Genomic DNA, 13,334 nt, shown 5'->3' with positions numbered 1-13,334 from the left:
TTAAGATTTCAAAGGCAATATCTGCTAGTTATTTTTATGAATTATTACGATATTGTTGCGACAGTAATAGTCTATACATGTAAAGTGAGCAAAACCGCCTTTTATGCCTCTTTTTTTAAAATGATTTTTTGACAACCTAAACAAGACAAAAGCGTCCTATAGCCCATTGTCGCTCCTTTAGAACAAATAAAAAGCCGAGACCTGAGTCTCGACTTTTCTTAGTTTTCTTGATAGAGGACAGTCAGTACCGCATCAAAAGCGTTCTGAGCAGCTAGCGCCAGGCTATCCTTGAAGAGTCGAGGAGCCTGGGCGCCAACATGATCTGAGATGCCCCGAATGTTGAGAACCTGACAAGCTGAACTTGCTAGGACCTGAGCTAGGGCGGCACTTTCCATATCAGAAGCTAGGAGGCCTGGTTGCCGTTCCAGGATTTCCGCTACCCTCTGAGGATCGCTCATAAAAGAATCTGACGTCGCAATGGTGCCCACATGAACCTGATAGGACTTGCCTGCCCCTTGGAAATGAGCCAGAAGATTAGTCAGCAAGTCAACTGCGACCGGGTAATGGGCTGGCATTTGTGGCACCTGCCCCCAAGCGTAATTGAAGCCTGTAGCATCTACATCACTATAAACGAAACGGTCACTTATGACTACGTCACCTAAGGCCACGCTTGGCTCAAAGCAACCCGTCGACCCAGTATTGATGACTAGGTCTGGCCCTACTTGGCTTAAGAGCCAGGCAGCGCAGGCGGCAGCATTAGCCTTACCAATGCCAGACTCTACTAAGTAGAGCTGACTAATCCCGGTCCCCTCAGGTGGGTTGACCGCTTCTATGCGAGTCTTAGCCTGTTCAAAGACTAGCTGCTTGGCCCCAAAATGTTGGCGGAAAGGCGCCAACTCTTCCTGCATGGCCGCTACGATGGCTACTTTCATTATTCAGCTTCCTTCCAGACATCTTTAATGTCTTTTTTCACTTCTACCTTGGTCCCCTCGAATTTTTCCTTGATGAATTCTTGGACCTTAGGCGTGTGATAGAGTTCCACTAGTTTAAGTAGATTCTCGTCTTTTTCGCGGCCTTTCTTGACGGCGATCACGTTAATGCGTGACTTGGTTGAGTCGTTGATTTCTTCCTTGTAGATGGCATCCTTGAGAACGTTGAGGCCGCCTTCCAAAGCAATGGTGTTACCGAGGTCCACATCGTCTAAGACACGAACCGCTGTGGTGTCATCAATTAACTTAAATTCTAGCTTCTTAGGGTTTTCGATGACATCATCGGGTGTCCCCACGCCATCATCAAAGTCAGGTTTGAGCTTGATTAGGCCAGCAGACTCCAGCAAGCGCAAAGCCCGAGTAGTGTTGGCTGGGTTATCAGCCAAGGCCACCACGGCCCCTTCCTTGACTTCCTCAATCTTCTTGTATTTCTTAGAATAAATCCCCATTGGCTCGATATAGGTGGTCCCAATCGGTACCAAAGCATTGTCGGATTCCTTATTGAAGGCGTCTAAGTAGCCCAAAGATTGGAAGGCATTGGCATCCACGATACCATCCGCCACAGACTTGTTAAGTGGCAGGCCCCCATCAATTTCTTTGACCTCAATCTCTAGGCCTGCTTTCTTAGCTTCTTCTGACTCAGCAATGAACTTCCAGACATCGTAGTCAGAGCCAATACTGCTGACCGTGACCTTAGTCGCAGCAGATGCAGGTAAAGCCGCGCCAAATAGGCTAAAGGCAGCGAGTGTGGTAAGGGTAACTTTCTTGGCAAAACTTTTAATGGACATATGTGATTCTCCTTTGATGGCTGATTTTTGACGGGAGAAGACAAAAAAAGCCCGTCCTCCCCTAGGGAAAAGGACGAGCGTCACTCGTGGTACCACCTTCATTCACCCTGTCGTCACCGACAAGGCCTCTGTGAGTCCGTTAGGACTCTGACATGGTAACGGGTGCCCCCGTGCGCTAGTTTAACCCAAGCGCCCACTCTGAGACCATTTGCAAGGAGATCCTAGGCTTGCTTCCACCCGCTACAAGCTCTCTAGACAAGGATTGATCCCTACTCTTCTCTTCAACGTGTTTCCTATGTTTTCACTATACCTAAGTCCCAAGCCAGGGTCAAGCTATGCTGTTAGACGAAAAATCTAGCATGTGTTATAGGCAATAGTTATAAGCCCCCATAAACTAAAACAAGCACCCCAACTTGGCCATAGGGTGCTTGTCAATCTTTATCTAGTTAGGTCCTAGAAGAGTTCCTTATAGAAGGCAATGGTTTCTTCCAAGGTTGGGGTGAATGGGTTACCTGGTGCGCAGGCATCAATCATGGCATTCTTGGATAAGTATTCGAAGTCAAAGTCTTTTTCTTCAATACCTAATTCGGTTAACTTCTTAGGAATACCCACTGTTTCAGACAATTTTTCGATTTCGCTAATGGCATAAGCAGCGCATTCTTCATCTGATTTACCTTCAACTTGTAAACCTAAGGCCTTGGCCACATCACGGAAGGCAGCTGGTACGCGCTTAGCATTTTCACGTTCGATCACTGGTAATAACATGGCACAGCAGACACCGTGTGGTAAATGATAAACTGCCCCTAGTTGGTGAGCCATTGAGTGGACATAACCTAAACCAGCGTTGTTGAAGGACATACCACCTAAGAAGATAGCGTTGACCATGCCTTCACGGGCTTCAATATCATGCCCATCCTTCACTGCTCGTGGCAAGAATTCCTTAATCAATTCGATTGCCCCGATAGAAAGTTTCTTGGTGACGCCATAAGCACCCGGTGTTACCAAGGCTTCTACCGCGTGAGTCAAGGCATCCATACCAGTTGCAGCTGTTAAAGCTGCTGGTTTAGATACCATTAATTCAGGGTCGTTAACAGAGATCAGCGCCAAACTATTCTTGTCAACCATGACCATTTTAACCTTACGTTCTTCGTCGGTAATGACATAGTTAATGGTAATTTCAGCAGAAGTCCCAGCCGTCGTGTTGATAGCCACAACTGGCAAACCTTTCTTAGCTGATTTGTGCAAACCTTCGTAGTCTTGAGGCTTACCACCATTGGTTGCCATAACCGAGATACAGCTCGCTGCGTCTTGTGGTGAACCACCACCGAGTGAAATGATGAAGTCGCAGTTGTTTTCTTGCAAGGCCTTGAGACCATCCAAGACATTCTTACATGAAGGGTTAGGATCGACATCTGAGAAGACGACATAGTCGATTCCTTCTGCATCTAAAGGTTTCGTCACTTTAGGTAAGATATCGCTAGAAGCAATGAAGGTATCCGTTACTAAGAGAGCTTTCTTGTAGCCTAATTCTTTGACGTAAGAACCAACTTCATTAATCACCCCTTTACCGATTAAGTTAATAGCTGGTACATAAAATGTTGACATAATTGTTCACTCCTATTGCAATTTTTGACGTGGCTAGAGTACGCCTTTTTTCAAAATGATATTGCCGTATAGGGCGGTCTCCCCGCTTTGGATAACGAGATAAGCATCTTTGGCTTGTTCATAGAAGGCAAACCGCTCAATTTCTTTGATTTGATAGCCTTGGTCTTGGGTCTGACGGTCTAGGATGGCCTTGTATTCCTCCCAAATGACCGGAACCGTTGGGTCCCCTGGCACCACCTGCATTAGGCCTGCTTGGTAATCACTGTAAGGATCCAAAGGCAGGAGGGTCAGAATGGCATCCAAGAGTTCTGGGACCCCATGACCGTCCGCACGAATGACACGCTGGCCTAGGCGATGAGCTGGGAAGTTGGCGTCGGCAATGACTAATTCGTCCCCATGACCCATTTCCATCAAATATTTGACTAAGTCTGGACTCAAAATGGCTGGTATATGTTTAAGCATTTATTGACCACCTTTCGTCAATTCCAGGTAGCGAGCATAGATTTGGTCACGATTAGGCAAATCCGCTACCTCATAATCATGTGTTGTTTCACTGTTTTTAATTAAGGCTTGGGCCTCGTGGCGGGTCTTAATCTCGCCCAAGGTTAAGAGTTGGGCTAAGATATTACCCAAGGCACTGCCCTCGATTGGCCCCGTCCGGACAGGACGCCCGGAAAAATTAGCCGTTAACTGGCAGAGCAGGCGATTTTGAATGCCGCCACCCACCATATGAATGGCGTCGATGCTTTGTCCGGTCAGTTGCTCCAACTGATCCAAGGTCTGCCGATAAGCAAGAGCCAAACTTTCTAGGACCACTCTGACCACATGTCCCTTGGTTTGAGGGACTGCTTGGTTGGTCAGACGACAACGTTCCTTAATCTTAGCTTCCATATCATGAGGCGAAGCGAAAATCGCATCATTTGGATTAATCCAGGTTTGGTTGTCGGTCACTGCTTGAGCTAATTCTGCCATTTGAGCGAAGGACAATTCCTCACCTTGCAAGCGCCAATCACGTTGCAGTTCTTGCAGAATCCACAAGCCAGTGGTGTTCTTGAGCAAACGATAACGACCGTCGAAGCAGCCTTCATTGGTTAGGCCGGCTGCATAAGCAGCTGAACTCAAAACTGGTTGATCCGACTCCAAGCCTACCAAGGACCAGGTCCCGCAAGAGATAAAGGCCGTTGGTTGGTCGCTAGCATAAGGGATAGCCAACACAGCTGCCGCTGTGTCATGGCCTGCCCCTGCAATTACGTCAAAAGGCTCAATCTTGAGCTCTTGGGTAATGCGTGGCGACAATTGGCGCAAGATGCGCCCGCCTTTAATCACCTGACCGAACCATTCCTTAGGAATCCCGAAGCAATCTAGAACCTTGTCTTCAAAGCTCCCCGCTTGGCTGGATGATAACAAGCCAGAAGTGCTGGCAATGGTATACTCGGTTGCTGCTACTCCACTGAGTAAGTAGTTAATCAAATCCGGCATAAAGAGGACCTTTTGGGCGATCTGCTTGAGATGTGGTTTTTCCTGTAAGTCCGCATAAAGCTGTAGGACCGAGTTAATGGTCGCTGGCTGAACCCCCGTCAAGTCAAAGAGCTTTTCTGGCGCCATGGCTTGATAGAAGTCTGCTTCATAAGAACCCATGCGGTTATCACGATAGCAGTGTGGCAGGTAAATCATATCTCCCGCTTGATCCAAGTAGGCATAGTCGACACCCCAAGTATCCACTGAAATAGAACGAATAGGAATGTCATCAACTTGGGTCGCCTTCTTGATGCCGCGTTTGATTTCATTTTGTAAGTGTAAAATATTCCAGTACAAGCCATCATTGAGGCTGACCGGTTCGTTAGCGAACCGGTGCACCTCAGTGAGTTGGAGGGTCTGTCCATCATAAATGGCTTGCATTACGCGACCTGAGCTCGCCCCCAGGTCAATGGCCAAAAGTTTCATGCGCGTCATGGCATTCGCCTCCACTAGAGTTTACATGGTTTTCTTATTCATATAAGAGGGCTTTGATTTCATCAGAGTCGATGTTCTTAGCGTCATACCACTTGGACCCAGTGTCCACGTCTTTGACTTCTTTACCTTGAGCTGCTTCAACCGCTAATTTCACTGCTTGGTAACCGATTTGGATTGGGTCTTGGGTAACAGAACCTACAAAGATCCCTTTGCGGATAGCATCTTGTTGGAGGGCCCCAGAGTCAAAACCAACTGCTAAGATCTTGTCTGCCCCTAATTTAGATTCAGAGAAACCACCGTTAGCGTTGATGATGGCCTTAGCTGCAAATTCGTTAGAACCGTAGATCGCAATAGTGTCTTCTTTTTCTAAGACAGTAGAAGCTTCCGTCTTACCAGCCGCATCATCTACTTGAGCAGGCACGCGCACTTCGATAATGACTTTAGCATCTGCTTCCGCTACATTGTTCTTGAACTTATCGTGACCTACAACTGCCACTTTAACGCCCTTCTTCTCAAAGAGTTCTACCATCTTGTCGATAAAACCTGAAGTACGTTGGGTGATAGAGAGGGAGTTGGCTTCTTGAGAGATAACCCCAATACGAACTGGTTTATCTTTGACCTTACCTTCTAACATTGGGAAGAGGTGTTCAGCTGCATTCCCACCTGCTGCGTGGTTATCAGTTGAAGCAGTCGCCTTGATTGCCCCTTCTGGTGCCCCTGGAACCCCAGAGTCAAACCCAATGATTGGAATGTTTTTGCTGAGCGCCATGTTGATGGCATCTAATTCAGCTTCTGTATCCAAGGCTGCTAAAGCAATGGCTTTAGGGTTCTTGTTAATGGCGTTGTTCAATTGTTCCAATTGTTCAGCAATAGCTGTTTCGTTTTGTGGCCCAACGAAGTTGATCTTAGCACCTAATTCGCCAGCAGCTTTTTCAGCCCCTTTGTTAACAGCTTTCCAGAAGTCATGTTGGAAACCTTTGGCGATAACTTCCACGCGGGTTTCTTCAGCATGTGCGACAAAGCCAGTGCTGGAAACACCACCTAAGGTCAATAAGGATGCAAAAGCTGCGATAGCAAGTTTAAATGACTTTTTCATAATAGGTTGCTCCTTTTTATGTGTTTTTTTAGAGTGGGTGAGCCATGACCTCAATCCCTCATAATGACTAGGCCATAGTCATCTGACCCCTTGATCCTATTTTTTCTTGTTTTGACGAATCAAGATATCGGAGTAGACTGCGATAATCACGACGAAACCAGTAATGAATAATTGGTAGTGCGGTTGTAAGTCGATATATGGCAAACCAATCTTGAGGACTGACATAATGAAGACCCCAATAATGGTCCCAAGTACTGACCCGACCCCACCGGCCAAGGAAGTACCCCCGACCACGACACCGGCGATGGCATCAAGTTCCATCCCGTTCCCGGTACCTGGTAAGATAGTAGAATAAGTCGCTGCATAGGCAATCCCTGCTAGACCAGCGAAGAGACCACTAATGACATAAGCCATAGCTTCCCATTTAATAACGTTAACCCCAGATAGGCGGGTTGCTTCCTTGTTAGACCCGATAGCGAAGATATAACGCCCAATCTTAGTCTTGTTAAGGACAATGGCAGCGATGATGGCAATGATAATGAGGACAATCAAACCAGTTGGGAAATTATCCTTGGTCCGGAACAAGTCCTTGTACCAGCCTTCGCCTGTACCCCGTAATGGGAAGGTCACACTCTGAACGTTGGAGACGATGGAAGAAAGCCCCCGTGAAATCATCATGGTACCTAAGGTCGCAATAAATGGTGGCAAACCGAATTTGGCAATCAGAATCCCGTTAAATAAACCGAATACACCCCCTATCACTAAGATTGCCAAAAGTGAAAGCCAGAGTGGCCAGCCTAGTTTGGTATGAAGGACCCCACCAATAATGGCCGAGCACATCATGACCGTCCCAATTGATAAGTCAATCCCTGAGGTAATGATAACGAAGGTTACCCCAATGGCTAGGAACCCAATGTAGTAAGATGCATCTAAGATGCTGACCGCTGTATCAAAAGAGCGGAAGGATTCGCTGGAAATTGCGAAGAAGCCAAAGATGACAATCAGGGCAATCAGCGCAATCAGCTTTTGTAAGCCGACTGTTTTTTCTAATTTCATCCATAAGGACTGTTGATCTTTCATGCTTATACACCTCTATCTGCTAGTCTAGCGGTCAGTCGCCAAGGCCAGAATCCGTTCTTGGGTTGCCTGGCTGATGTCGAGCTCACCGGTTTTTCTGCCTTCACACATGACGACAATTCGGTCACTCATCCGCAAAACTTCGGTTAATTCTGAAGAAATCATAATGATGGATTTGCCTTGGGCAACCAAATCATTCATGAGACGGTAGATTTCACTCTTAGCCCCGACGTCAATCCCACGGGTTGGTTCGTCGAAGATCAGGATGTCACTGTTCTGTTCCAACCACTTAGCGATGACGACTTTTTGTTGGTTCCCCCCTGATAGGTTGCGAACCAGCTGCTTGGAGGATGGGGTCTTGGTCTTAAGGGAAGCGACGAAACGGTCGCTGGCTTTGACGATTTCCCCATCGTTGATTAAGCCTGAGTGAATGTAGGCATCTAGGTTAGTCATGACCGTATTATTGGCGATGGTCATATCCACGATACAGCCATAACGCTTGCGGTCTTCTGATAGATAACCAATCCCATTAGCGATGGCATCTTGTGGTGACTTGATGGTTACTTCCTTGCCCTTGATGCGAATGGTACCGCTGTCTTTTTGGTCTGCACCAAACAGCAACCGCGCTACTTCGGTACGCCCTGCCCCCATGAGGCCAGAGAAGCCGAGGATTTCACCCTTGTGTAACTTGAAGCTGACGTCTTTGACACTGGAGCCAGCATTGAGATGTTCTACTTCGAGCACCACTGGCGCATCTGGTGCCACCGTTGAGGCAGCCTTTGGATCTTCGTAAATAGTCCGACCAACCATCATGGCGATAATTTCATCCTTGGTCGTGTCTTTGGTATTAACGGTCCCGACATATTCCCCGTCCCGCATGACGGTTACGCGGTCAGTAATCCGCGCAATTTCATCCATCCGGTGGGAAATATAGATAATACCGACACCTTTGGCCCGTAAATCATCAATAATGACAAAGAGCTCATTGATTTCAGATTCGGTCAGGGCAGCCGTTGGTTCGTCAAAGACAATGACCTTGGCTTCCATGGAAAGGGCCTTGGCAATTTCAACCATTTGCTGCTTACCGACGGTCAGATTACCGACTTTCTCTGAGGGGTTAATGTCTAGCTTCAAGAGGTCGAAGAGTTCCTTGGCCTTCTTAATGCTAGCACTGTCGTCTAGGAGGAAGTGGTTCTTAACGGTTTCACGTCCGATAAAGATATTTTGAGCCACGCTCAGGTGGTTCATCATATTCAATTCTTGGTGGACGATGACAATCCCGGCATCCATGGCATCAATAGGACGAGTAAAGGCAACCGGCTTTCCTTGGTAGAGGATGGTGCCTTCGTTGGCACCGTAAATTCCGGTCAAAACCTTCATGAGGGTGGACTTACCAGCCCCATTTTCACCCATTAAGGCATGCACTTCGCCGGCCCGCAAGTCGAAATCGACGCCCTTGAGCGCCTTGACAGGGCCAAAGCTCTTGACGATGCCTTTCATTTCTAATATGACTGGATGACTCATGCAATTTCACCTACTTTTTTTTCCAATTTTTCTAACTTTTCTTCTAGGGTCTTGATGGTCTGAGCTTGGCCAATCAGGATATCGGCGACTTGCACCAATAAGTGGCTGTTCATAAAGTGATCCTGAGCATGAACGGCTAAGAGGCTGACAGGCGCTGCCTGACCTTGAAGCTCTGCTTGAATCAGACCCGTCTGAAGGTTATGCGCCTCAATATTGAGGGCTTGGGCTTGAGTCAACAAGTCTTGACTAGCCGCTGCGTCTCCCTCTTGGGCGGCCTGAATGGCGGCCAAGACTTGACCGGTGGCCTTAGAGGATTTGAGAATCAGCTGCATCAAGGCTTGACTTGGGCTTGTTGCTTGGACATCCTCACTCATGGCTGACGCCCATCAAGGTTTCGGCCTGACGGAGCACCGCTTCCCCTTGCATTAATTCGAAGTCTGAATCTGAAATGACCCCTACAGGGACAGATAGATTAGCCTTAGCCTTTTCTTCTAAATAGGCTAATTGTGGGCTGAGGAGTAAGACATCAATATTCTTGAGGTTGTTAATCCCGGTAATTCCAACTGAATAGAAAGAGTAGTCCAGTTGATCCTTGTGGATGGTTTCGTTGATGCGTTCAACCAACATAGAAGTGGTCAGCCCACCCACGCAGGCTAAGATAATCGTTTTGGTCATGGTGACCCTCCTTTTCTTAAAGCTGCGTCCTGGGGGCTAGCTTGCTGAAACCCAGCCCCGCTGACGCCAAGTGCTTAACTACTTATGAATTGGGCCTAAGGTTTGGCAAGCGCGATAGTCCGCTGCTTCCAAATCTTCTGTACCGAAGAGACTCCAGTTCTTAGGACGGAAGATATCTTCTTCTGCTACGTTATGCATGTTGACTGGAATCCGTAACATGGATGCTAAGGTGATCAGGTCTGCCCCAATGTGGCCGTAAGAGATCGCCCCGTGGTTAGCCCCCCAGTTATTCATGACATCATAGACAGAAGTGAAGGCACCCTTGCCGGTCAAGCGTGGTGCGAACCAAGTGGTTGGCCAACCTGGATCGGTCCGGTTATCTAAGGTATGGTGCACTTGATCAGGCAATTCTAAGGTGTAACCTTCCGCAATTTGTAAGACTGGTCCTACGCCCTTGAGAAGGTTGAGGCGAACCATGGTCACTGGCATGCCGCCCTTAGTCAAGAAGCGAGTTGAGAAGCCACCGCCACGGAAGTATTCGCGGTTAGCTGGTGGGAAGTCTGTATTCGCCAACATGGCATCGACTTCGCTTTGTTCCAATTCCCAGAATGGCTTAATCACAGCTTGCCCATCACGACTAGCTTGGCCGGTACCATCGAGAGTACATGAGCCAGAGTTAATCAAATGAAGGAAACCATTCGCTGCATGACCTTCTAACTTATGACCGGTTACCCGTTCGACTGCTTCAGGACTCCAGTAAGTCCGTACATCAGCGAAGATTTGTGGTGTATTGGTCAAGAGATAGTTGAAGAGCATGGACACGCCGTTGAGGGCATCATTTTCAGTGGCGAAGATATAAGGCTTACGGATACCATTCCAGTCAAATTGCGTGTTAAGGAAGGTTTCCATGAAGTCCCCGTTAGGGAAGTGGTCAGTCCATTGACGTTGGCCTTGGAAACCAGCCACTAGGGCGTGGTGACCTACCGCTTCTTCTTCAAAACCTAGTTCTGCCAAGCGAGGGTTACCTTGCATGAGGTCGCGTCCAATCATGAACATCTTAACAACGAATTCCCATTGTTTTGCTTTTTCTTCTGGTGATAGGACTAAGTCCTCACGGTTACGGTCCTGGCCTTCTTTGATGTTGGCCTTCACCCAAGTCATGGCGCGTTCAAATTCTTCTGGGTCATAGATGCCACGGTCAATCCGGCGGGTGAATTCGGTCATGTCGACTGATTCATTACGCATACCCAAGTATTCTTGGAAGAAATCTGGGTTGACGATTGAGCCCCCAATCCCCATGGAGACACTCCCCATTGACAGATAAGCGGTGTCGCGCATCAAACCAGTTGCTAAAGCAGCCCGGGCGTAACGGAGAATCTTTTCCTTCACGTCAGCAGGGATTTCAGTATCATCGGCTTCTTGTACGTCGTGACCGTAAATACCGAAGGCTGGGATCCCCTTTTGCGCATGAGAAGCTAAAACAGCGGCTAAGTAAACAGCGCCCGGACGTTCAGTCCCGTTGAAGCCCCAGATGGCATGTGGAATATCTGGTGACATATCCATAGTCTCACTCCCGTAGCACCAGCAAGGGGTCACGGTAAGGGTTGCACAGACATTGGATTTCTTGAAGAGTTCGTGAGAAGCGGCTGCTTCTGGCACCCGTCCAATGGTTGAAGGTGAGATAACACATTCAACCGGTTGGCCGTCCGGATATTTGAGCGTGCTGCTGATTAAGTCAGCCACACTCTTGGCCATGTTCATGGTTTGGACTTCGAGGGATTCCCGTACGCCTTGGCGACGACCGTCAATTGTAGGGCGAATCCCAATACGTGGATGTTGACTCATGATTATTCCTCCAATTCTCTAACTGTTCCATCCGCATTGTATTTCTTATAGCCCGGATGGCGGCCGGTTACCTTATAGTTAGCCCGCATAGCGAAGAGTCGCTCTAGGGTTGGACGGGCGATTTCGTCTTCTTCAATCCCCTTGGTTGAGATTAAGAGACGTGCATGGAAGGTAGACTTAGCAACCAGTTCTAGTGTTTCCATGCGGTAGTAAGCGGTGATGACGTCACTCCCTACTGTTAAAGCCCCATGGTTTTCTAAGAGCATGACGTCATGTTCTGGTAGGTATGGGGTGATAGCATCTGGCACTTCCATGGTCGATGGTACCCCGAATGGCGTGATAGGAATAGAACCGATGACAATGGCTGATTCAATCAGTGAATAGCTGTCTAGCGGAATGTGAGCCAAGGCAAAGGCTGTGGCAATTGGTGGATGGGCATGAACGACTGCTTTGACGTCGTCGCGCTCTTGATAGCAACGAATGTGCATCTTAATCTCACTGGATGGACGGTAGCCTTCATTAGCTTCCAAAATCTCACCTTGCAAATTGAGCTTGACCAACTTCTCTGGTGTAATAAAACTCTTACTCATGCCAGTTGGGGTCGCGATAATCGTGTCGTCAGATAAACGAACTGAGACATTCCCGTCGTTGGCGGCTACCCAACCTAGTTGCCACATTTTGTGGCACACGTCACAAATTTGGTCTCTGACCAAACGTTCTTCTTGATTCATACAATCATCCCTTTCTTTAAGATAATGATACCTCGTTGTAAAATCGCTTACAATAGATGGAAGCGCTATTGGTAAATGGTCAAAAATAGTGCTATAATATAGTCAGAAGTGTTCAAATTTGTTCATCAAGGAGGGATACTGGATGGTTTCTTTTGAACGGATGAGCCGTATTATGGATATTCTCGGCAAAAAGAAAGTCATCTCCACCACGCAACTTGAGTCACTCGTCTACTGCTCCACTTCTACTCTCAGACGCGACTTGATTGCACTCGAGCGCGACGGCAAGATTCTCCGCAGTCACGGGGAAGTACGCCTCGCCAACAGCAACAACATTGAGTACACCTATTCTGCGCGTGCTCATGAGGAACAAAGAAGCAAGGAAATTATCGCCGATATTGCCTCTACCTTTATCACCGATAATCTCTCCATTTTCATTGACAGCTCTACCACTGCTGCCAGTCTCATTCCCTATCTATCCCCCCACCAGAATTTGCGCGTCATTACCAATGGGATTGAGGCCGCCCGCCTACTCAACAACTTCGAGAATGTCACCCTCTTCCTATCGGGTGGGCATATCGACTTTGGCACCAACTCGGCCTTGGGTGACTTTGCCACCCAGTTCATCAATAACTTTCATGCCGACCTGGCCTTCTTCTCCTGTCGTGGTCTTGATCGCTATGCCGCCTACGAGGCCAACCACAATCAGGCCATGATTAAGCAGCAGATGATTGCTAATGCCGACAAGTCCATTCTGTTAGCGGACCACTCCAAGTTCAATACCAGCCACTATTTCAAGCTCAGCAACTACTCTGCTCTGGATTACATCGTGACTGACCAGTCCCCTATCGAGTCCTTCCAGGACACAGTGGGTCCCCACTGCGAAATCCTCTGGGGTTCTTAAAAAGTCAAAAAAGCGCGTCCCGATGGCGCGCTTTTTGTCTTAGAAATAATTATTAAACTTAATTTGTTTTTCCCTCATATTGAAAAGTCACTTTTCTCCACTTACTTATAAGTTAAAAGTGCCTAATTTCAAATTCAGACGACCACAAGC

Annotated in this window: 13 protein-coding genes and 1 other annotated feature; of the genes, 1 reads left to right on the top strand and 12 read right to left on the bottom strand. The window is 47.7% G+C overall.

Annotated elements, in window-relative coordinates:
• Positions 1-218 precede the first annotated feature (218 nt).
• The 12 genes from mtnN to GCWU000182_RS01725 all read right to left on the bottom strand — a co-directional run bounded on the left by mtnN (position 219) and on the right by GCWU000182_RS01725 (position 12,283).
• Complete coding sequence (mtnN, locus tag GCWU000182_RS01780) at positions 219-932, bottom strand: 5'-methylthioadenosine/S-adenosylhomocysteine nucleosidase (RefSeq protein ID WP_023391022.1); 714 nt, start codon at positions 930-932, stop codon at positions 219-221.
• A complete protein-coding gene (locus GCWU000182_RS01775) occupies positions 932-1,777 on the bottom strand; it encodes a MetQ/NlpA family ABC transporter substrate-binding protein (RefSeq protein ID WP_035363900.1) in 846 nt (281 codons plus the stop codon). The genes mtnN and GCWU000182_RS01775 overlap by 1 nt, the downstream gene beginning before the upstream one ends.
• Positions 1,778-1,843: 66 nt before the next feature.
• Positions 1,844-2,071: a binding site (T-box leader), on the bottom strand.
• 159 nt (positions 2,072-2,230) lie between these two features.
• Positions 2,231-3,382 (bottom strand): iron-containing alcohol dehydrogenase, encoded by a 1,152-nt coding sequence (locus GCWU000182_RS01770; protein ID WP_023391020.1) that lies wholly within the window; start codon positions 3,380-3,382, stop codon positions 2,231-2,233.
• Between the two features lie 33 nt (positions 3,383-3,415).
• Entirely contained in the window at positions 3,416-3,844 is a 429-nt protein-coding gene (locus GCWU000182_RS01765; RefSeq protein WP_023391019.1) for an RbsD/FucU family protein, read from the bottom strand.
• Positions 3,845-5,335, bottom strand: coding sequence for a rhamnulokinase (locus tag GCWU000182_RS01760; protein WP_035363898.1), 1,491 nt, complete (start codon positions 5,333-5,335; stop codon positions 3,845-3,847).
• 34 nt (positions 5,336-5,369) lie between these two features.
• Complete coding sequence (locus GCWU000182_RS01755) at positions 5,370-6,431, bottom strand: ABC transporter substrate-binding protein (RefSeq protein WP_023391017.1); 1,062 nt, start codon at positions 6,429-6,431, stop codon at positions 5,370-5,372.
• A 96-nt stretch (positions 6,432-6,527) separates the two neighbouring features.
• Entirely contained in the window at positions 6,528-7,511 is a 984-nt protein-coding gene (locus GCWU000182_RS01750; RefSeq protein WP_023391016.1) for an ABC transporter permease, read from the bottom strand.
• Between the two features lie 24 nt (positions 7,512-7,535).
• Positions 7,536-9,032 carry a sugar ABC transporter ATP-binding protein gene (locus GCWU000182_RS01745; RefSeq protein ID WP_023391015.1) on the bottom strand — a complete coding sequence of 499 codons (1,497 nt, stop codon included), beginning with the start codon at positions 9,030-9,032 and terminating at the stop codon, positions 7,536-7,538.
• Positions 9,029-9,406, bottom strand: a complete 378-nt coding sequence (locus GCWU000182_RS01740; RefSeq protein WP_023391014.1) for a PTS lactose/cellobiose transporter subunit IIA — start codon at positions 9,404-9,406, stop codon at positions 9,029-9,031. The genes GCWU000182_RS01745 and GCWU000182_RS01740 overlap by 4 nt, the downstream gene beginning before the upstream one ends.
• Positions 9,399-9,707, bottom strand: a complete 309-nt coding sequence (locus GCWU000182_RS01735; protein ID WP_023391013.1) for a PTS sugar transporter subunit IIB — start codon at positions 9,705-9,707, stop codon at positions 9,399-9,401. Before GCWU000182_RS01735 ends, GCWU000182_RS01740 begins: the two co-directional genes overlap by 8 nt.
• A 78-nt stretch (positions 9,708-9,785) precedes the next feature.
• The gene (locus tag GCWU000182_RS01730) at positions 9,786-11,552 is read right to left on the bottom strand and encodes an L-fucose isomerase (RefSeq protein ID WP_023391012.1); all 1,767 of its coding nucleotides are present in this window, start codon (positions 11,550-11,552) and stop codon (positions 9,786-9,788) included.
• Positions 11,553-11,554: 2 nt separating this feature from the next.
• The gene (locus tag GCWU000182_RS01725) at positions 11,555-12,283 is read right to left on the bottom strand and encodes a class II aldolase/adducin family protein (protein WP_023391011.1); all 729 of its coding nucleotides are present in this window, start codon (positions 12,281-12,283) and stop codon (positions 11,555-11,557) included.
• Between the two features lie 142 nt (positions 12,284-12,425).
• On the opposite strand from GCWU000182_RS01725, the gene GCWU000182_RS01720 reads away from it, so the two are divergent.
• Positions 12,426-13,184 (top strand): DeoR/GlpR family DNA-binding transcription regulator, encoded by a 759-nt coding sequence (locus GCWU000182_RS01720; protein ID WP_023391010.1) that lies wholly within the window; start codon positions 12,426-12,428, stop codon positions 13,182-13,184.
• The last annotated feature ends 150 nt before the right edge of the window (positions 13,185-13,334 follow it).

The organism is Abiotrophia defectiva ATCC 49176 (assembly GCF_000160075.2).
GTDB lineage: Bacteria > Bacillota > Bacilli > Lactobacillales > Aerococcaceae > Abiotrophia > Abiotrophia defectiva.
Note: the sequence above shows the minus strand (reverse complement) of the source record. Positions and strands in the feature narration are given on the sequence as shown.

Coding starts and splice junctions, on each gene's coding strand:
- GCWU000182_RS01755 (WP_023391017.1), bottom strand. CDS start 6,431: ATGAAAAAGTCATTTAAACTTGCTATCGCAGCTTTTGCATCCTTATTG.
- GCWU000182_RS01745 (WP_023391015.1), bottom strand. CDS start 9,032: ATGAGTCATCCAGTCATATTAGAAATGAAAGGCATCGTCAAGAGCTTT.
- GCWU000182_RS01760 (WP_035363898.1), bottom strand. CDS start 5,335: ATGACGCGCATGAAACTTTTGGCCATTGACCTGGGGGCGAGCTCAGGT.
- mtnN (WP_023391022.1), bottom strand. CDS start 932: ATGAAAGTAGCCATCGTAGCGGCCATGCAGGAAGAGTTGGCGCCTTTC.
- GCWU000182_RS01720 (WP_023391010.1), top strand. CDS start 12,426: ATGGTTTCTTTTGAACGGATGAGCCGTATTATGGATATTCTCGGCAAA.
- GCWU000182_RS01765 (WP_023391019.1), bottom strand. CDS start 3,844: ATGCTTAAACATATACCAGCCATTTTGAGTCCAGACTTAGTCAAATAT.
- GCWU000182_RS01735 (WP_023391013.1), bottom strand. CDS start 9,707: ATGACCAAAACGATTATCTTAGCCTGCGTGGGTGGGCTGACCACTTCT.
- GCWU000182_RS01775 (WP_035363900.1), bottom strand. CDS start 1,777: ATGTCCATTAAAAGTTTTGCCAAGAAAGTTACCCTTACCACACTCGCT.
- GCWU000182_RS01750 (WP_023391016.1), bottom strand. CDS start 7,511: ATGAAAGATCAACAGTCCTTATGGATGAAATTAGAAAAAACAGTCGGC.
- GCWU000182_RS01770 (WP_023391020.1), bottom strand. CDS start 3,382: ATGTCAACATTTTATGTACCAGCTATTAACTTAATCGGTAAAGGGGTG.
- GCWU000182_RS01740 (WP_023391014.1), bottom strand. CDS start 9,406: ATGAGTGAGGATGTCCAAGCAACAAGCCCAAGTCAAGCCTTGATGCAG.
- GCWU000182_RS01730 (WP_023391012.1), bottom strand. CDS start 11,552: ATGAGTCAACATCCACGTATTGGGATTCGCCCTACAATTGACGGTCGT.
- GCWU000182_RS01725 (WP_023391011.1), bottom strand. CDS start 12,283: ATGAATCAAGAAGAACGTTTGGTCAGAGACCAAATTTGTGACGTGTGC.